Source organism: Pseudomonas sp. (genome assembly GCF_040514055.1).
In the GTDB taxonomy this organism is placed as follows: domain Bacteria; phylum Pseudomonadota; class Gammaproteobacteria; order Pseudomonadales; family Pseudomonadaceae; genus Aquipseudomonas.
Genome location: NZ_JBEVDL010000014.1, coordinates 101,065 through 119,460, shown reverse-complemented (window position 1 = coordinate 119,460; position 18,396 = coordinate 101,065). Strand labels below are relative to the sequence as shown.

Annotated in this window: 15 protein-coding genes; 9 read left to right on the top strand and 6 right to left on the bottom strand. The window is 64.7% G+C overall.

What is annotated here, in order from left to right; translation table 11 throughout:
• Positions 1-140: 140 nt before the first annotated feature.
• From ABWY06_RS04145 to ABWY06_RS04135, 3 genes are all read right to left on the bottom strand, one after another.
• Positions 141-1,175: an ABC transporter substrate-binding protein gene (locus ABWY06_RS04145; RefSeq protein WP_353924300.1), complete on the bottom strand. Its 1,035-nt coding sequence runs from the start codon at positions 1,173-1,175 to the stop codon at positions 141-143.
• 215 nt (positions 1,176-1,390) lie between these two features.
• The gene (locus ABWY06_RS04140; protein WP_353924299.1) at positions 1,391-2,020 is read right to left on the bottom strand and encodes a response regulator; all 630 of its coding nucleotides are present in this window, start codon (positions 2,018-2,020) and stop codon (positions 1,391-1,393) included.
• 14 nt (positions 2,021-2,034) lie between these two features.
• Positions 2,035-4,422, bottom strand: coding sequence for a PAS domain-containing sensor histidine kinase (locus ABWY06_RS04135; protein ID WP_353924298.1), 2,388 nt, complete (start codon positions 4,420-4,422; stop codon positions 2,035-2,037).
• 132 nt (positions 4,423-4,554) lie between these two features.
• Between ABWY06_RS04135 and ABWY06_RS04130 the strand changes: the two genes are divergently transcribed.
• A complete protein-coding gene (locus tag ABWY06_RS04130; protein ID WP_353924297.1) occupies positions 4,555-5,715 on the top strand; it encodes an alpha/beta hydrolase family protein in 1,161 nt (386 codons plus the stop codon).
• Positions 5,716-5,738: 23 nt separating this feature from the next.
• Here the strand turns inward: ABWY06_RS04130 and ABWY06_RS04125 are convergent, their stop codons facing one another.
• Genes ABWY06_RS04125 through ABWY06_RS04115 form a run of 3 tightly spaced genes read right to left on the bottom strand, consistent with a single transcriptional unit; the run spans position 5,739 to position 8,190 of the window.
• Entirely contained in the window at positions 5,739-6,497 is a 759-nt protein-coding gene (locus ABWY06_RS04125; RefSeq protein WP_353924296.1) for a TerB family tellurite resistance protein, read from the bottom strand.
• A complete protein-coding gene (gene murU / locus ABWY06_RS04120) occupies positions 6,497-7,168 on the bottom strand; it encodes an N-acetylmuramate alpha-1-phosphate uridylyltransferase MurU (RefSeq protein ID WP_353924295.1) in 672 nt (223 codons plus the stop codon). Before murU ends, ABWY06_RS04125 begins: the two co-directional genes overlap by 1 nt.
• Positions 7,165-8,190 carry an aminoglycoside phosphotransferase family protein gene (locus ABWY06_RS04115; protein WP_353924294.1) on the bottom strand — a complete coding sequence of 342 codons (1,026 nt, stop codon included), beginning with the start codon at positions 8,188-8,190 and terminating at the stop codon, positions 7,165-7,167. Before ABWY06_RS04115 ends, murU begins: the two co-directional genes overlap by 4 nt.
• 125 nt (positions 8,191-8,315) lie before the next feature.
• Here ABWY06_RS04115 and ABWY06_RS04110 point away from each other — a divergent pair, with 125 nt between their 5' ends.
• From ABWY06_RS04110 to ABWY06_RS04075, 8 genes are all read left to right on the top strand, one after another.
• A complete protein-coding gene (locus ABWY06_RS04110; RefSeq protein WP_353924293.1) occupies positions 8,316-11,087 on the top strand; it encodes an LPS-assembly protein LptD in 2,772 nt (923 codons plus the stop codon).
• Positions 11,068-12,360, top strand: a complete 1,293-nt coding sequence (locus ABWY06_RS04105; protein WP_353924292.1) for a peptidylprolyl isomerase — start codon at positions 11,068-11,070, stop codon at positions 12,358-12,360. Before ABWY06_RS04110 ends, ABWY06_RS04105 begins: the two co-directional genes overlap by 20 nt.
• A 91-nt stretch (positions 12,361-12,451) precedes the next feature.
• Entirely contained in the window at positions 12,452-13,453 is a 1,002-nt protein-coding gene (gene pdxA, locus ABWY06_RS04100; protein ID WP_353924291.1) for a 4-hydroxythreonine-4-phosphate dehydrogenase PdxA, read from the top strand.
• A 99-nt stretch (positions 13,454-13,552) separates the two neighbouring features.
• Complete coding sequence (gene rsmA, locus ABWY06_RS04095) at positions 13,553-14,365, top strand: 16S rRNA (adenine(1518)-N(6)/adenine(1519)-N(6))-dimethyltransferase RsmA (protein ID WP_353924290.1); 813 nt, start codon at positions 13,553-13,555, stop codon at positions 14,363-14,365.
• A 76-nt stretch (positions 14,366-14,441) separates the two neighbouring features.
• Entirely contained in the window at positions 14,442-14,822 is a 381-nt protein-coding gene (gene apaG / locus ABWY06_RS04090) for a Co2+/Mg2+ efflux facilitator ApaG/CorD (protein ID WP_353924289.1), read from the top strand.
• Complete coding sequence (locus ABWY06_RS04085; RefSeq protein WP_353924288.1) at positions 14,822-15,661, top strand: symmetrical bis(5'-nucleosyl)-tetraphosphatase; 840 nt, start codon at positions 14,822-14,824, stop codon at positions 15,659-15,661. The genes apaG and ABWY06_RS04085 overlap by 1 nt, the downstream gene beginning before the upstream one ends.
• 58 nt (positions 15,662-15,719) lie before the next feature.
• Complete coding sequence (gene glpE, locus ABWY06_RS04080) at positions 15,720-16,049, top strand: thiosulfate sulfurtransferase GlpE (RefSeq protein WP_353924287.1); 330 nt, start codon at positions 15,720-15,722, stop codon at positions 16,047-16,049.
• 355 nt (positions 16,050-16,404) lie between these two features.
• The gene (locus ABWY06_RS04075) at positions 16,405-18,327 is read left to right on the top strand and encodes a PrkA family serine protein kinase (RefSeq protein ID WP_353924286.1); all 1,923 of its coding nucleotides are present in this window, start codon (positions 16,405-16,407) and stop codon (positions 18,325-18,327) included.
• Positions 18,328-18,396: the final 69 nt, after the last annotated feature.

Sequence of the window (18,396 nt, the reverse complement as noted above, 5' to 3'; positions counted from 1 at the left end):
CGTGCTGTCGTAGGAATTGCCCTACACGCCTGTCGCACCTGGGCATGACGCTGCCGGAGTACTGGACGGCAGCCGTGCAACGGCTGCTCTAGCATAGTCCAGCGCACCGGGGTGGCAGTCGTAATCAGGCACGCACCTACTCAGCGGGCCGCCCAGCTCTCGAAGCGCTTCTCCAGTTCGGGGCCCTGGGTCGCCCAGAACCCGACGTCCATGCCGACCGCCTGTTTCATGTTCTGCGGCGATGTGGGCAGACCGGCGGCCACGCTGGGATCGAGCAAGGCGATGGCACGCTGGTTCACCGGCCCATAGGCGATGTGCTCGGAGAAGGCTTTTTGCTGTTGCGGTTGGCTGGCGAAGGTCACGAACTGGCGCGCCAATTCGCCTTTCCACGCGCCCTTGGGCAGGGCCCAGAAGTCGAAGTCGTAGATGCTGCCCTGCCAGCTCAGGTCCAGGGTCGGCGTCACGCTGCGCGCGGCGGCGATTCGCCCGTTGTACGCGGAGCTCATCGCCACGCTGCCATCGCTGAGCGCCCGTACCGGCTCGGCGCCGGCTTTCCACCAGGCGATGCTGGACTTGATTTCGTCGAGCTTGCGAAACGCCCGGTCCACGCCGCTGCGGTTGCCCAGCACCTGGTACACCTGGTCGGGCGCGACGCCATCGGCCATCAGGGCGAACTCCAGGTTGTACTTGGCGCCCCAGCGCAGGCCGCGTTTGCCCGGGTATTTTTTCAGGTCCCAGAAATCGTTCCAGCCGGTGGGTGCTTGCGGGAACTTGGCTCGATCATAGGCCAGCACGGTCGACCAGACGAAAATCCCGACCCCGCAGGGCTGGATCGCGCCGGGTACGAAGTCAGCGGCATCGCCGAGGGCACTGGCGTCGAACTTCTCGAACAACCCTTCGGCGCAGCCGCGGGCCAGCTCCGGCGCCTCGACTTCCACCACGTCCCAGGAGACGTGACTCAGCTCAGCCATCTGCTTGAGCTTGGCCAGGTCGCCGTTGTAGGCACCGCGAATCACCGCGGTTCCGCTGCTGGCCTTAAACGGCTTGTAGAACGCTTCGACCTGGGCATCCTTGTTCGCGCCACCGAAGGAAATCACCGTGACAAAATCGGCCCATGCCGGCACGGCACTGCCCATCAGGGCCAATACCAGCCCTCCCCTCACTGCCCTAGACATCCTGACATCCCCTTCCTAGAGAACTGCATAAGGGCGCTGGGGCACCGTCGTGCGACGGCCACCCGCGGGCGCCAATCAGCAATCGGAGTGGCCTGTTCGAACAGGCTCGGTTGGCTTCTTGATTCACCGATCGCGCGGCAGATTTACCACGCGGCGCCCGTCAAGGGAACTCCCGGGATTATCTGGAACGCCCATGCCAGACACCTCGAGCCTGTTTAGAGCAAGCGCTGCTCGAGGGCATAACGGACCAGTTCGGCTACCGAGTGCACCTTCAGCTTGAGCATCAGGCGGGCCTTGTGGGTGCTGATGGTCTTGCTGCTAAGGCCCAGTTGCTGGGCGATGTCGTTGACGTTGGCGCCTTGGGCAAGACGCTCGAAGACCGAGAATTCGCGCTCCGACAACAGGCTATGCAACGGCCGTGAATCGGTCAGACCGACCTCGAACACCATGCGATCGGCCAGCGCCGGATCGATGTAACGACCGCCTCCGGCCACCCGGCGGATGGCCGTCAACAGCAACGCCGGCTCGCTGTCCTTGGTCGCGTAGCCGGCCGCGCCGACCTTGAGTGCGCGGGCCGCCATTTGCGCCTCGTCATGCATGGACAACACCAGGATCGCCGGCGGCTCGGGCAGGGCCCGGATCCGTGGAATCGCTTCCAGGCCGTTGACCCCGGGCATGGAGATATCCAGCAGCACCACCTCGCAGGGTGTGTGCCGCAGGATCTCCAGCAGTTGCTCGCCATGGCTGGCCTCACCCACCACCACCAGGTCCTTGGCCAGGCCGATCAGTTGCTTGATGCCTTCCCGCACAATGGTGTGGTCTTCGGCGACCAGTACACGAATCAATTGGGTTTCTCTCCTCAATCCAGGGGGATGCGCACGTTCAGTTGGGTACCCTGGCCAGGCAGACTGGCCAGGCTCAGATCGCCGCCGAGCATCAACACCCGCTCACGCATGCCGACCAGGCCGAACGAGGTGGGTCGTTCGGCAGCGAGGTTGAAGCCACAGCCATCATCGCTGACCCGCAGGCACAACGCCCCCGCCTCCAGGGTCAGACTCAGCTCCACAGTATGCGCCTGGGCATGGCGCAGCACATTGGTCAGCGCTTCCTGCAGGATGCGAAACAGCCCCACCGCCTTGGCGTCCGCCAGGCTCGGCAGTTGCTCGGGCACCTGCACCAGGCAGGGAATCTGCGAGCGTGCCTCGAAGCGCTGCGCCTGCCACTCGATCGCCGAGGCGATGCCGGCATCGAGGATCGGCGGGCGCAACGCGGTGGCCACGTCGCGCACCAGTTGGAACAGCTGGGCGATCAAGCGCTTCATGTGCTCCAGCCGCCCCTGAAGTCCTGGATCGAGCTCGGCATAGGCCAGCTCGCACATGGCCGTCTCCAGCTTGAGCACGGTCAGTACCTGCCCCAGCTCGTCATGCACTTCCCGGGCGATATGAGCCTTTTCCTCCTCGCGCACGGTTTCCAGGTGCGCCGACAAGTCGCGCAGTTGGGTCCGCGATTCGGCCAGGGCCAGCTCGATACGCTTGCTCTCGCTGATATCCCAGAGGATGCCGTCCCACACCACCCGCCCGGCCTCCAGGCGCCGTGCCACCGCACGGATATCGGCCCAGCGCTGTTCGCCGGCACGGGTCAGGATGCGCCCTTGCCAATGCCAGTCGCTGTCGTCCGCCAGCGCCTGGTCCTGGCTCAGGTGGTAACTGTCGCGGTCTTCGGGATGCACCAAGCTACGCAGCCCACGGTCGGGCGCCAGCAAATCACTGGCCGAATAGCCCACCAGGGTTTCACTGCCGGCACTGATAAAGGCGAACTCCCCCGACGCCCCGGGCCGCTCCCGCGCCAGGCGAAACACCAGCCCCGGGACATTGGCGGCAATGCCCTGCAGGCGCGCCTCGCTTTCCTGCAGGGCGGCCTGGGCACCTCGCCGCTCGGTCACGTCGGTCAGGAACACCACCAGGTATTCGGCCTCGCGAAAACGCAGAAAACTCACCGAGACATCGGCGGGCAGCAGGCTACCGTCGGCGCGCAGGCACTGGGTCTCGAAGTTCAGCGGTCCCTCGGCGGTCTGCCGCGCCCGCCGCCAGAGTGCCAGCCAGCGGTCCATGGACAGGCTCGGCTCGAACTCGGCCAGCGGCCGCTCGATCACCCCTTCGGGCCCGTAGCCGAGCATGGCCTGCGCCGCGCGGTTGGCGTAACGCACGTGGCTGTCCCAGTTGACCCACAAGATGCCAACCGTGCTCTGGTCGATGGAAAACTGACTGAGGCGCAAGGCCGCCTCCGTCATCGCCTGGGCCTCAAGCGCCTGGCGGGTGTGCACCAGGCGCGCCTCCAGCTCCCGCTGCTGACGCCGGCCCAGGGCCCAGGCGGCCAGACACAGCAGCAGCAGGCCCCCTAGCAGCAGGCTGAGGTTGCGCCAGAGCGCAGAGCCATCGTCCAGCGCCGGGTATTTAGGCGCCAGCCAGCGCCCATGCAGTTGTTCCAGGTCCTTGGCCGGCAAGCTGCGCAGGGCCGCCTCGACCACCGCCGCCAGCTCCGGCCAATCCCGTCGGGAACCGACGCGCAACAGCTGTGGCAAGCCGATATCGCCCACCACGGCGAGGCCGGCGAATTCGCTCTCGCGGGACAGCCGGCTGAGCTGCGCCTGATCGACCACGGCGAAACTCACCCGCTGCCCCCGCAATGCCTGCAGCGCCTGCCGCTCCGAGACGACCGCCTGCAGCTCGAGGTTGGGGTAGGTTCCGCGCAGGTACTCGGCGGCGGGACTGGGGGTCTTGACCGCGATCGGCTGGCGCCCGCCCAGGGTATCCAGGTCCAGGGCCGTGGTGCCGTTACGGGCACCGACCAGCAGGTGCGGCACACGCATATAGGGCGCCGAATACGCCCACAGGCGCAGTCCCGCCGGGGATTGAGTCAGGCCCGGCGCCAGGTCGACCTGGCCTGCCCGTACAGCCGCCTGCAATGCCTCCGGACTGTCGTAACGCTGCCAGAGCAATTCGACCTGCAGGGCCTGGGCCAACCAGGTGGCCAGCTCCACGTTCAGTCCGGACAGGGTCTGCAAGCGCGGGTCGAACTGTGCATAAGGAGCCTGCAACAGCAGTCCGACGCGCAGCTGGCGGTGCTCCTGCAACCAGGCTCGCTGCTCGGGCTCGAGCACCAAGCCCGATGCCGCCACTGTGCCGAGCGGCAGCAGCAGGCAGCTCAGCCACACCCCCAACCGGCCTAACCATCCCCATCGACTCATGTGAAAATACCGCACGGTTGGGACCCTTCGAAGGCCAGCAGCTATACCTTAACTCAGGGACCGCTTCAGCCGTCCTGACAAGTTGTCGCCTACCCCGTAGGCTGTTCCTTTTCCCGACCTGGACAGTAACCCATGCCCCGCCCCCTAGGTTCGACACAGGCGCTGTTGTGCCTGGCGCTGCTGTTGCCACTGTCGCTGCCCGTGCTGGGCGAGGACGCCCCCGTCGCCAATACGCCCACCGCCCCGCCTGCTGCCGAAACAGCGGCCGAGCCAGCCGCGCAGACACCCGCTCCCAGCGAAGGCGAAGGCGCGGCCACGGCAACGCCGCGGGAAACTCCCGGCGAACGCAGCGAGGCCGAAGCGGTCGCCCTGGAACGGCAGCTGCCCGTGGGCGAACAGCAACAACTCAAGGCCGCCACCGAAAGCTTTCTGGCGCTCTGGCAACCGGCCAATGTCGGCGAGCCCAGCGGGCTGGTGATACTGCTGCCCGGGGACGGGGAAACCGCCGATTGGCCGCAGGCGATTTCACCGTTGCGGCACAAGCTGCCCAATGCCGGCTGGCACAGCCTGAGCCTGAGCTTGCCGGACCCCAAGGAGCCGCCACCGCCGCCGGTTCCAGCACTGGCCGTGCATGTACTGCCGGCCTCTGCCGAGGCCGAGACCGCAGGGGCCACGCCCGAAGGCGCCGAGGCCGGCGCCGCCTCAGCGCCAGCGCCCACCGCGCCGGAGGCAGCCACGCCTGCCGAGGGAACCGAGGCCGCAGCGACAACGCCAGCGGATGCTGCTGCAAGCGAGCCAGAGGCCAGCGCCGTACCGACACCTGCCCCGCTCCTCACCCCAGAGGAACAGAACAAGGTGCATGCCGAACGGGTATTGGCGCGCATCGAGGCCGCTATCGCGTTTGCCGAGCAGCAGCAAGCCAAGCGCATCGTGCTGCTGGGCCATGGCAGCGGCGCCTATTGGGCCGCCCGCTACCTGGCCGAACGCAAGCCCGCGCAAGTCAAGAACCTGCTGATGGTAGGAGCCTCGCTACCGGTCGGTTTCAGCCCGCCGCTGGAGGAACTGGTACCGGCGCTGCAGCTGCCCACCGGGGACTTCTACTACAAGGACCAGGCGCAAGACCGCAACGCCGCGCTCAGACGGGCCCAGGCCGGTAAACGACAGAAGCACCCGGCCTATATCCAGGTGGCGATGAAAGCCCTGCCCGGTAACCCTGCGGCCGAACAGGAGCAACTCTATCGGCGCATCCGCGGTTGGTTGACCCTGCAGATCACGGGCGCCACGTCGCCCTGAAACCACGCCAACGAGGGGCCGGCTTAGAAACCCTGGCGCTCGCGGATCAGCGCATAGGCCTGATGCAACTCGCGGGTTTTGTCCGTGGCCTCACGCACCCGCTCGGGGGAGGCGCCGCTGCCCGCGACCTTGTCCGGGTGGTGGCGACTGAGCAGGCGTCGGTAGGCGCCCTTGACCTGCGCCGGCTCGCTGTCAGCGCCGACTCCGAGCAGGTCCAGGGCCTGCTGATAGCTGCTTTGGCCACGCCGTATGGCACGCTGCGGGGCCTGCTCGTTGGCCAGCGCGTCCAACGCCTCTCGCCCCAGACCCAGCCACCCCCCCCATTGCGCGATCAGTTCCCGCTCGCGAGCGGGTACCCGACCGTCCGCCCACGCCATGCGCCAACAGGCGCGCAGCAGCGCCTCGGCCATCGCCGGCTGGTGGCGCAGGCGCCGCAGGGGCCAACGCACCTTGAGGCGCTCGGTCTTGCCACGGCCGAACGCGGCGATCGCCCGCCGTTCCGCCGCCTCATCCAGGCCCAGGCGGCGCATCTCCGCACGGGCCTGCTGAATATGCACCGGCAACACCTGGCCCTGACTTTTGGCCAGATGACCGAGCAAGACGAACAGCAGGTCGTTGTCCGGCTGCACCACGCGCTGCAAGCGCTGCAGCAGATTCCCCCAGGAGCCGATCGCCAGGCGTCGGTCCAGCACCTGCCCGAGCACAGCGCCCAGCAGGGCACCCGGAATGCTGGCCAGGGCCAGCCCCGCCGCCGCGCCGAGCCAGGTGGCTGGCCAGATCACTAGAGCGGCGTCCCGAGCAGACGCTCGACATGGGCCAGGCGTTCGGGGGTGCCGACGTCCACCCAGCGCCCGCGAAAATGCTCGCCGCTGACCAGTCCCTCGGCCATCGCCTGGCGCAGCAGGGGCGCCAGCTTGAAGGCGCCGGCGCTGCAACCGGCGAACAGCCGCGGATCGATGATCGCAATACCGCTGTAGGTCAGGTTCGGCCCCGCGCTGCTGGCGTCCCGCACCCGGCCGTCGACCAGGGCGAAGTCGCCCTGGGCATGGTGCTCGGGGTTGTCCACCAGCACCAGGTGCGCCAACCCGTTGAGCGGGACCGGCAAGTTCGCAAAGGGGTAGTCGCACCAAATATCGCCGTTGACCAGCACGAAGGGTTGCGGCCCCAACAGCGGCAGCGCGCGAAAGATACCGCCGCCGGTCTCCAACGGCTCGCCTTCGGCGGAGTACCGAATCCGCACGCCGAAGCGTTGGCCGTCACCCAGATGCTCGACGATCTGCTGACCGAGCCAGGCGTGGTTGATCACCAGCTCGGTCAGGCCGGCCGCCGCCAGGGCGCGCAAGTGGTACTCGATCAACGGAGTGCCCGCCACCGGCAGCAGGGGTTTGGGCGTGTGCAGGGTCAGGGGGCGCATACGCTCGCCCTTGCCCGCCGCCAGGATCATGGCCTTCATGTTGAAGCACTCGTGGGCGGCGGCAGGCTGTCGAGCAGCAGCGCCAGGTCGGACAGCTCCGGCCGACGCATCAGTACTTCGTGCAAATAGGCGAAAAAGCGCGGGACATCGGCCAGGTACCTCGGCTTGCCATCGCGGTGGCAGATGCGCGCGAAAATACCTATCACTTTAAGGTGCCGCTGCGCGCCCATCAGGTCGCTGGCCCGCAGGAAATCCTCGAACTGCGGCTGCACCGCGATACCGGCCGCCTGTGCCTGCTGCCAATAGCGCAGCAGCCAGCCCTGCACGCGCGCCGGCGGCCAACTGAGGAAGGCATCCTTGAACAGGCTGGTGACGTCGTAGGTCACCGGCCCGTAGACCGCGTCCTGAAAATCCAGCACGCCCGGGTTGGGGTCACTGTGCATCAGGTTGCGCGGCATGTAGTCGCGGTGCACCAGCACCTTGGGCTGCGCCAGCGCGCTGGCGATCAACAGGTCGCACAGGCGCTGCCAGGCCAACAGCCGTTCACCGTCCAGGCGCAGGCCCAGCTCATGCTGCAGGTACCAGTCCGGAAACAACTGCAGTTCGCGGCGCAGCAAGGCTTCGTCGTACTGCGGCAGTGGCGCCGTCAACGGCAGTTGCTGGAACGCCAACAACGCCTGCAGGGCGTCGTCGAACAAGGCATCGGCATTCTCGGCATCGATCACGTCCAGGTAGGTTTGCCGACCCAGGTCACTGAGCAACAAAAACCCTCGCGGCAGGTCGGCGGCCAGTACCTGGGGCACGTTCACCGCGGCTCCGGCCAACAACTCGGCGACCTGAACAAAGGGGCGGCAATCTTCCTGGGGCGGCGGCGCATCCATCAAAATAAAACTGCGGCCTTGCCCCTCCCAGCGAAAATACCGGCGAAAACTGGCATCGCTGCTGGCCGGCACAAGGTTCGCCGAAGGCACCGCGCCCCAGCCCTGGCGGGCGTAGAGCGCCTGCAGCTGCGGCGTGAGCCAGTGGTTCAGTTGGTCCAAACGTCTATCTTCATCAGGCATTGCAAGGGTCTCCGACGGCGCTAGCCGTTGCGCGGGTCATGCTTTATTATCCAGCATCTTTTTCAGCCCATCGAGAGGCGTGCGGCCCCCTGGGGCTCATGCGCGCAGGAAGCCCGGACTAACAGATGGCAGTAAAATACCCCGCGTTTCGTAAAAAATTCCCGCTGATCGTGACCGGCAGTTTGCTGGCACTGCAGCCCCTGGCCGCTTCCCTGGTGGGTGCCGCCGAGCAGTTCGACTGCCAGGCAGGCGCCTCCGGCGGTTGGGCTTGCGCGCCGAAAAGCACGCCGGCCGCTGTGCCGCCGCGCCCGGTGCACAGCACCAACGCGGTGAGCTCGACTGCCGGTACGGCAGCCGAGGGCACGAGTGATACCAGCGCGGGCGATAAAACACAAACCGCCATCCTGGTCACCGAAGCCCAGGGCAAAGGCCTGAGCTCGCGCAGCGCTGATTACAGTCACTTGGACTGGGTGCCACGGGAAAAGCTCACCGAAGCTCAGTTGGCCGAAACGGGCCCCTACTGCGCCGGCAACTATGTCGAGCCGGTACGCCCGGGCATGAACGACGAAACGCCGCGGGACGAAGCCCCGATGTTCGTTTCCGCCAAGGCCTCGCGCTACGAGCAGGAACAGCAGGTGGCGACCCTGGCCGGTGACGTGGTGTTGCGCCAGGCCGGCATGCAGGTCGAGGCTGACGAAGCCAACTTGCGTCAGGCCGAGAACAAGGGCGAACTGATCGGTAACGTGCGCCTGCGCGACAAGGGCATGCTGGTGGTGGGCGACCGCGCCGAGCTGCAACTGGACAACGGCGAAGCGCAGATCGACAACGCCGAGTACGTGCTGCACAAAGGCCATGTGCGCGGCAACGCGCTGTACGCCAAGCGTCAGGAAGACGCGGTGATCCGTCTTAAGGACGGCACCTACACCCGCTGCGAGCCGGGTAACAATGCCTGGCACCTCAAAGGCAACAATATCAAGCTGGATCCCGCGACCGGGTTCGGTACGGCGACCAACGTGACCTTACGGGTGAAGAACATCCCGGTGTTCTATACACCGTACCTGTACTTCCCCATCGACGACCGTCGCCAATCCGGCTTCCTCGCGCCGAGCATCAGCTCCTCCAGCGACAGCGGTTTTACGCTGCAGACGCCCTACTATTTCAACCTGGCGCCCAACTACGACGCCACCCTGTATCCGACCTACATGACGGACCGGGGGCTGATGATGGAAGGCGAAGGGCGCTACCTGACCCCGAGCAGCGAGGGCCAACTGGGCGCCGCCTTCCTCAACGACGAGAACGACGATCGCAAGCTGCAGTCGGACTACGAAGAAACGCGCTGGATGTACAGCTGGCAGCACAAGGGCGGCCTGGATGAGCGCCTGCTGGCCGAGGTCGATTACACCGATATCAGCGACCCTTACTACTTTCAGGACCTGAGCACCGACCTGGGCATCGACACCCCGGATTTCGTCGACCAGCGCGGCGCCCTGACCTACCGTGGCGAAAGCTACCGAGCGCGCCTGAATGCGCATGCCTACGAACGTGCCACGGTAACCGACATCACCCCCTACGACCGGCTGCCGCAAATCAGCCTGGATGGCACGCTGCCGTTTAATCCAGCGGGCCTCAACTTCAACTACGGCACCGAGCTGGTGCGCTTTGACCGCGACCTGCGCAGCGGCGACTTCATCAACGAAGACGGCAATCCGGAAAGCTGGTACGACAACAACCTGCGCGGCCTGGCCCGCGCCAACGGTACCCGCGCGCACCTCGAACCTGGCATCAGCCTGCCGATGCGCGCCACCTGGGGTTACGTGACACCCCAGGTCAAGTACCTCTACACCCAGTACGACCTGGAGCTGGACTCCATCGGCCGCAGCCAAGTCGGCACTTACGATGACGCCCCGGACCGTGGCGTGCCGTTGCTCAGTGTCGACAGCGGCCTGTATTTCGACCGCAATACCGAATGGTTCGGCAAACCCTACCGGCAAACGCTCGAGCCGCGCCTGTTCTACCTCTATGTACCCGAGGAAGAGCAGGACGACATTCCGGTGTTCGACACCGGCGAGAACACGTTCAACTATGCCTCGCTGTTTCGTGAAAACCGCTTCTCCGGCAAAGACCGTATCGGCGACGAGAACAAGATCTCGCTGGGCGTAACCAATCGCTGGATCGAGAAGAACGGCTTCGAGCGCCAGCGCTTCAGCATTGGCCAGGCTTACCACTTGGCGGATCGCGAAGTGCAACTGCCGGGCATCGACTACCGCACCCGGGACGACGCCAAAACCAGCCTGTCACCCTATGCGCTGGAATACCTGTACCGCTTCAACCGCGACTGGCGCTTCAGTTCGGACTTCAACTGGGATAAGGACACCCACAGCACCCGCTCCGGCAGTGCCATGTTCCACTACCAGCCCGAAGCCAATCCGAACAAGGTGGTCAACGCCGGTTACCGCTACCGCAACGACACCGTCCGCTTCGACCAGTCGACCGGTAACTGGGTGGTGGGCAGCGGCGATTTCGGGGTACCGGGCGCGCCGAACTACATCAAGGACTACTACAAGATCAGCCAGCACGACGTGTCGACCATCTGGCCGATCGTGCCGCAGTGGAGCGCCATTGGCCGCTGGCAGTACGACTACAACCGCAACCGCACGCTGGAGGCCTTCGGTGGCTTCGAGTACGACAGCTGCTGCTGGAAACTGCGCCTGATCAACCGCTACTGGGTCGACTATGACGAAGTCAGCCTCAACCCTGACCTCAACGAACAAGGCGATCACGGCATTTTCCTGCAGATCGTATTGAAGGGTCTGGGCGGCGTGGTCGGCAACAAGGTAGAGGGTTTCCTCGACCAAGGCATTCAAGGTTATCGTGAACGTGAAGATCAAGCTTTCTGATTGTCTGCGCCCACTGCTGCTGGGCACGTTGTTCCTCGCCACCTCGGCGCATGCCGAGGTCAAACCGCTCGATAGGGTCGTGGCCATCGTCGATAACGACGTGGTCATGCAGAGCCAACTGGACACGCGCCTGCGCGAAGTCCAACAGACCCTGAGCAAGCGCGGCGCGGCGCTGCCGCCCGAACACGTCCTGCAACAGCAGGTGCTCGAGCGCCTGGTGATCGAGAACATCCAGCTGCAGACCGGTGAGCGCTCGGGTATTCGCATCACCGACGAAGAACTGAACCAGGCCATCGGCACCATCGCCCAACGCAATGGCATGAGCAGCGAGCAGTTCCGCGCAGCCCTGGCCCAGGACGGCTTGTCCTATGAGGACGCGCGCGAGCAGGTACGTCGCGAAATGGTGATCAACCGCGTGCGTCAACGGCGCGTCGCCGAACGTATTCAGGTTACCGACCAGGAAGTGAAGAATTTTCTTGCCTCGGACATGGGCAAGATGCAGCTGTCCCAGGAATTCCGCCTGGCCAACCTGCTGATTGCGGTGCCCGAGGGGGCTTCGGCAACGCAAATCCAGGCCGCCGAGCGTCAAGCCAAGGAGCTTCACGAACAGCTGCGCCAGGGCGCTGATTTCGGCCAGTTGGCGATTGCCCGCTCCGCCAGTGAAACCGCCCTGGAAGGCGGCGAAATGGGCTGGCGCAAGGCGGCGCAACTGCCGCCTCCGTTCGACAGCATGATCAACACCCTGGCCGTGGGCGAAGTCACCGAGCCGGTACGTACGCCGGGCGGCTTTATCATGCTCAAGCTGCTGGAAAAACGCGGCGGCGACACCCAGGTACGCGACGAAGTCAATGTTCGTCATATCCTGATCAAGCCCAGCGAAATCCGCAGCGAAGAAGAAACCCAGCGCCTGGCCGAGCGTCTTTACGAGCGGATCAAGGCCGGGGAAGACTTCGCCGAGCTGGCGAAGAATTTCTCGGAGGACCCGGGTTCGGCGCTCAATGGCGGCGTGCTTAGCTGGGTGGATCCCAATGCGCTGGTACCCGAGTTCCGCGCGATGATGGCCAGCACGCCCAGCGGCGAACTGTCCAAGCCCTTCAAGACCGCCTACGGCTGGCACGTGCTGGAAGTCATGGGCCGTCGCGCCACCGACAGCAGCGCGCAGTTCCGCGAGCAACAAGCAATGAACCTGCTGCGCAACCGCAAGTACGAGGAAGAAGTACAAGCCTGGCTGCGGCAAATTCGCGACGAGGCCTACGTCGAGATCAAACTGTAACGGGCTCGCCCCGAGCAGACCCGAACCCGGTCTCCCGCCTGTGCGGAGCCGGGTTTTTTTTCGTCCACGTCACTGCCGCGAGTACTCCTCCATGGGCACAGCACCGCTATTTGCACTCACCCCCGGCGAACCCGCGGGCATCGGCCCCGACTTGTGCCTGTTGCAGGCCCGCACCGCCGCACCCTACCCACTGCTGGCGATCGCCAGCCGAACGCTGCTGGCCGAGCGCGCAACGCAGCTGGGCCTGGACATCGCGCTGATCGAAGTCGGGCCCGGTGAATGGCCGTCCGCCCCGGCCACCGCGGGCAGCCTGTATGTCTGGGACACACCGTTACGGGCCCCGGCGCAGGCCGGTCAACTCGACCCGGCGAATGCCGCCTATGTACTGGAGACCCTGACGCGGGCCGGCCAGGGCTGCCTGGATGGGCATTTCGCCGGCATGATCACCGCCCCGGTACACAAGGGGGTGATCAACCAGGCCGGTATCGCGTTTTCCGGGCACACCGAGTTTCTCGCCGAGCTGACCCATAGCCCACAAGTGGTCATGCTGCTGGCCACCCACGGCCTGCGGGTGGCGCTGGTCACCACGCACCTGCCGCTGCGCCAGGTGGCGGATGCCATCACTGGCGAACGCCTGGAACAGGTGACGCGCATCCTGCATGACGACCTGGTCGCCAAGTTCGGCATTCGCGCGCCACGCATCCTGGTCTGCGGCCTCAACCCCCACGCCGGCGAAGGGGGCCACCTGGGACGGGAAGAAATCGAGGTGATCGAACCGGCCCTGGCACGCTTGCGCCTGGAAGGCCTGAACCTGATCGGGCCGTTGCCGGCCGACACCCTGTTCACCCCCAAATACCTGGAGCATTGCGATGCCGTGCTGGCCATGTACCACGACCAGGGCTTGCCGGTGCTGAAATACAAGGGCTTCGGCGCGGCGGTGAACGTCACCCTGGGCCTGCCGATCATCCGCACGTCGGTCGACCATGGCACGGCGCTGGACCTGGCCGGCAGCGGCCGCATCGACACCGGCAGCCTGCAGGTGGCCCTGGAAACCGCCTATCAAATGGCGATGGCCACGCGCGGCGCGGCCTAGCCAGGGTGCCGCCGCCCGCCGCAACTGGTAAGCTGCCGCCCTTCTTTTTCGCTTTCCACGCGGCATGATGCGCGCGGCCTGAAGCCTGGAGCTGTTCCGATGTCCGAATACCAGCACCGCGCGCGCAAGCGCTTTGGTCAGAACTTCCTGCATGACGCCGGGGTGATCCATCGGATCTTGCGCGCCATCCATGCACTGCCCGGCGATCGCCTGGTCGAGATCGGCCCGGGCCAGGGCGCGCTGACTGAAGGCCTGCTGGCCAGCGGGGCGCGCCTGGACGTGGTGGAGCTGGACCTGGACCTGATTCCAATTCTCGCCCACCAGTTCGGCAACACCCCAGGTTTCACCCTGCACCAGGGCGACGCGCTGAAGTTCGACTTCGCCAGCCTGGGCAGCGAACCACAGGGCCTGCGGGTGGTTGGCAACCTGCCGTACAACATCTCGACGCCGCTGATTTTCCACCTGCTCGACCACGCGCACCTGTTTCGTGACATGCACTTCATGCTGCAGAAGGAAGTGGTCGAGCGCCTGGCTGCCACCCCCGGCGGGGGTGACTGGGGCCGCCTGTCGATCATGGTGCAGTACCACTGCCAGGTGGAGCACCTGTTCAATGTCGGCTCCGGGGCGTTCAAGCCGGCGCCCAAGGTCGACTCGGCGATCGTGCGCCTGGTGCCGCACGCCGAACTGCCGCACCCGGCCAAGGACCACAAGCTGCTCGAGCGAGTGGTGCGCGAGGCCTTCAACCAGCGCCGCAAAACCCTGCGCAACACGCTCAAGGCATTGCTCGACAGCGAGGCCATCGAAGCCGCCGGGGTCGATGGCAGCCTGCGCCCGGAGCAGCTCGACCTGGCCGCTTTCGTCCGTCTGGCCGACCGTTTGAGCGAACAGAGTACGGCGCACAGCGCCCAGTGAGGCATTGTCGGTCGCAATAGCAGCGCAACAGGGCCTAAACTCGCGTTTTAGGCCGTTTTGTTATTCAGAGCCCCCCATGTCCGATCCCCGTTATCAAATCGACGTCAGCGTTATCACCCGCTATCTCCCCGAGCAATCGGAGCCGGAACAGAACCGCTTCGCGTTCGCCTACACCGTGACCATCCAGAACAATGGGCAGCTGCCCGCCAAGCTGCAATCGCGGTATTGGCTGATCACCGATGGCGACGGCCGCAAGCAGGAAGTGCGCGGCCCCGGCGTGATTGGCCAGCAACCGCTGATCGCCGCCGGCCAGAGCCACACGTACAGCAGCGGCACCCTTATGACCACCCGGGTCGGCACCATGCAGGGCAGCTACCAGATGCTGGCCGATGACGGCAAACAGTTCGACGCGGTGATCGCACCCTTCCGTCTCGCCGTGCCCGGGGCCCTGCATTAATGGCGGTATACGCCGTCGGTGACCTGCAAGGCTGCCTGGCACCCTTGCAGTGCTTGCTGCAGCGCGTGGCCTTCGATCCGCACCAGGATCGCCTGTGGCTGGTGGGCGATTTGGTCAACCGGGGCCCGCAATCCCTGGACACCCTGCGCTTCCTCTATGGCATGCGCGAGGCGGTGACCTGTGTGCTCGGCAATCACGACCTGCACCTGCTGGCAGCGGCGCAGCGTATCGAGCGCCTGAAGAAAACCGATACGCTGCGCGAGATACTCGAGGCGCCGGACCGGGACCTGCTCCTCGATTGGCTGCGCCGGCAGAAACTGCTGCACTACGACGAAGGCCGCGGCACGGCCCTGGTACACGCCGGCATCCCACCCCAGTGGTCGCTGAAAAAAGCGCTGAAATACGCCGCTGAGGTCGAGCAAGCGCTGCAGGACGACGAGCGCCTACCGCTGTTTCTCGAGGGCATGTACGGCAACGAACCGGCCAAATGGCACCGGGAGTTGCGCGGCATCAGCCGCCTGCGCATCATCACCAATTACTTCACCCGCATGCGCTTTTGCAAGGCCGACGGCACCCTGGACCTCAAAAGCAAGGAGGGTATCGGCACCGCCCCGCCCGGCTTCGCCCCCTGGTTCAGTCACCCTGAACGCAAGACCCGCGGCCTCAAGCTGGTCTTCGGGCATTGGGCCGCGCTGGAAGGCCAGTGCAACGAGCCGGGGCTGTTCGCCCTCGACACCGGCTGCGTCTGGGGCGGCGCCATGACCCTGCTGAACCTTGACAGTGGCGAACGCCATCGCTGTGACTGCAGCCCCGAAAAACCGACCCGGAGCGTCGCCTAGCCGACAGGATCACCTGGCCAGGTGCCCCGACCCTTTGGACAGCCTAAGAGTGCCTCCCATGAACGAGTTCCAACGCATCCCTCCCGCGCAAGCCCAGGCCCTGCGCCAACAAGGCGCGGTGGTGGTGGACATCCGCGACCCGCACAGTTACGCCCAGGGGCATATCGCCGGCTCGCACCACCTGGACAATCAGTCCCTGCACGACTTCATCACCCAGGCCGACTTGGATCAGCCGCTGATCGTAGCCTGCTACCACGGCAACTCGAGCCAGGGCGCCGCGGCCTATCTCGCCAGCCAGGGGTTTTCCCAGGTCTACAGCCTCGATGGCGGCTTCGAACTCTGGCGCACCAGCTACCCGGCGGAAACGGCGAGCGCGAACCAGGACTGAAATCGCCCGCCTGGACCTGCGTCCCCGCACCCCGGAAACCGGGTGGAAATGACCGTTGCAGAGCCTTCGCAATATTTTTTTCCGCCCGTCCAAGCCGCGCCAGCCCTAGCCTGCAGGGTCCCTGGCGAGAGCCATCTGCGGCTCTTCTTGTGCCTTGCCCCTTGATAAGCCCGATTCCGAACTATCCTTAGCCTCAGGCCATCCAAAACAGGGGAAAGCCGGCACACCGGCTTCCGGGCTATCGGCAGCGATCTTTTTGGTGTTCTGGGGGAATCATATCGACTGTCCCGTCGACCGATACCAGCACCCGCCCGACCGATATCGCGCCGGCTCCGAGTATCAGCGAGGTGACGTCATGAGTATCTTTAGCCACTTCCAACAGCGCTTCGAAGCGACTCGTCAGGAAGAGTACAGCCTTCAAGAATACCTGGAGTTGTGCAAACAGGATCGCAGCACCTACGCCACCGCCGCCGAGCGCCTGCTGTTGGCCATCGGCGAACCCGAGCTGCTGGACACGTCGACCAACTCGCGGTTGTCGCGAATCTTCTCCAACAAGGTCATCCGCCGTTACCCGACCTTCGAAGATTTTCATGGCATGGAAGAGTGCATCGACCAGATCGTGTCGTTCTTCCGCCATGCCGCCCAGGGTCTCGAGGAGAAGAAGCAGATCCTCTATCTGCTCGGCCCGGTCGGCGGCGGCAAGTCGTCATTGGCGGAAAAGCTCAAGCAACTGATGGAGAAGGTCCCCTTTTACGCAATCAAGGGCTCACCGGTCTTCGAGTCGCCCCTGGGGCTGTTCAACCCCACCGAGGATGGTGCCATCCTCGAAGAGGACTTCGGCATTCCACGGCGCTACCTCTCCACCATCATGTCGCCCTGGGCGACCAAGCGCCTCGCCGAGTTCGGTGGCGATATCAGCCAGTTCCGCGTGGTCAAACTCTATCCCTCGATCCTCAACCAGATCGCGGTCGCCAAGACCGAACCGGGTGATGACAACAACCAGGACATCTCCGCCCTGGTCGGCAAGGTCGATATCCGCAAGCTGGAGGAATTCCCGCAGAACGACGCCGATGCCTACAGCTACTCCGGTGCCTTGTGCCGCGCCAACCAGGGCATGATGGAATTCGTCGAGATGTTCAAGGCGCCGATCAAGGTCCTGCACCCCCTGCTCACCGCCACCCAGGAAGGTAACTACAACAGCACCGAGGGGCTCGGCGCGATCCCTTTCATGGGCATTCTGCTGGCCCACTCCAACGAGTCGGAATGGCACAGCTTCCGCAACAACAAGAATAACGAAGCCTTTATCGACCGGATCTACATCGTCAAGGTCCCCTACTGCCTGCGGGTCAACGATGAGATCAAAATTTACGACAAGTTGCTGTTCAACAGCTCGCTGGCCAAGGCCCATTGCGCGCCGGACACCCTGAAAATGCTCGCCCAGTTCTCGGTATTGTCGCGCCTGAAGGAGCCGGACAACTCCAACGTCTACTCCAAGATGCGCGTCTACGATGGCGAGAACCTCAAGGACACCGACCCCAAGGCCAAGTCGATTCAGGAGTACCGCGACACCGCCGGGGTGGATGAAGGCATGAACGGCCTGTCGACCCGCTTCGCCTTCAAGATCTTGTCCAAGGTGTTCAACTTCGACCCCCACGAGATCGCCGCCAACCCGGTGCATCTGCTGTATGTGCTGGAACAGCAAATCGAGCAGGAACAATTTCCCGCCGAAGTGCGCGAGCGCTACCTGCGCTACATCAAGGAGTACCTGGCGCCGCGTTACATCGAATTCATCGGCAAGGAAATCCAGACTGCCTACCTCGAGTCCTACAGCGAGTACGGGCAGAACATCTTCGACCGCTACGTGCTGTATGCCGACTTCTGGATCCAGGACCAGGAATACCGCGACCCGGAAACCGGCGAAATCCTCAACCGCGTGGCCCTCAACGAGGAACTGGAGAAGATCGAAAAGCCGGCTGGCATCAGCAATCCGAAAGATTTCCGCAACGAAATCGTCAATTTCGTGCTGCGTGCCCGCGCCAACAACAATGGCAAGAACCCCACCTGGCTCAGTTACGAAAAACTGCGGGTGGTGATCGAGAAGAAAATGTTCTCCAACACCGAGGACCTGTTGCCGGTCATCAGCTTCAATGCCAAGGCGAGCAAGGAGGACCAACAGAAGCACAACGACTTCGTCACACGCATGGTCGAGCGCGGCTACACGGACAAACAGGTGCGCCTGCTGTCCGAGTGGTATCTGCGGGTCAGAAAGTCGCAGTAAGGCAGCGATACGCGGCAAGCCCTGCGCTGCAAGCCTGGCGCTCAGGTTGACCCAAGCGCCCTTGCAGCT

Coding starts and splice junctions, on each gene's coding strand:
- ABWY06_RS04145 (WP_353924300.1), bottom strand. CDS start 1,175: ATGTCTAGGGCAGTGAGGGGAGGGCTGGTATTGGCCCTGATGGGCAGT.
- ABWY06_RS04135 (WP_353924298.1), bottom strand. CDS start 4,422: ATGAGTCGATGGGGATGGTTAGGCCGGTTGGGGGTGTGGCTGAGCTGC.
- ABWY06_RS04130 (WP_353924297.1), top strand. CDS start 4,555: ATGCCCCGCCCCCTAGGTTCGACACAGGCGCTGTTGTGCCTGGCGCTG.
- murU (WP_353924295.1), bottom strand. CDS start 7,168: ATGAAGGCCATGATCCTGGCGGCGGGCAAGGGCGAGCGTATGCGCCCC.
- ABWY06_RS04115 (WP_353924294.1), bottom strand. CDS start 8,190: ATGCCTGATGAAGATAGACGTTTGGACCAACTGAACCACTGGCTCACG.
- ABWY06_RS04110 (WP_353924293.1), top strand. CDS start 8,316: ATGGCAGTAAAATACCCCGCGTTTCGTAAAAAATTCCCGCTGATCGTG.
- pdxA (WP_353924291.1), top strand. CDS start 12,452: ATGGGCACAGCACCGCTATTTGCACTCACCCCCGGCGAACCCGCGGGC.
- rsmA (WP_353924290.1), top strand. CDS start 13,553: ATGTCCGAATACCAGCACCGCGCGCGCAAGCGCTTTGGTCAGAACTTC.
- apaG (WP_353924289.1), top strand. CDS start 14,442: ATGTCCGATCCCCGTTATCAAATCGACGTCAGCGTTATCACCCGCTAT.
- ABWY06_RS04085 (WP_353924288.1), top strand. CDS start 14,822: ATGGCGGTATACGCCGTCGGTGACCTGCAAGGCTGCCTGGCACCCTTG.
- glpE (WP_353924287.1), top strand. CDS start 15,720: ATGAACGAGTTCCAACGCATCCCTCCCGCGCAAGCCCAGGCCCTGCGC.
- ABWY06_RS04075 (WP_353924286.1), top strand. CDS start 16,405: ATGAGTATCTTTAGCCACTTCCAACAGCGCTTCGAAGCGACTCGTCAG.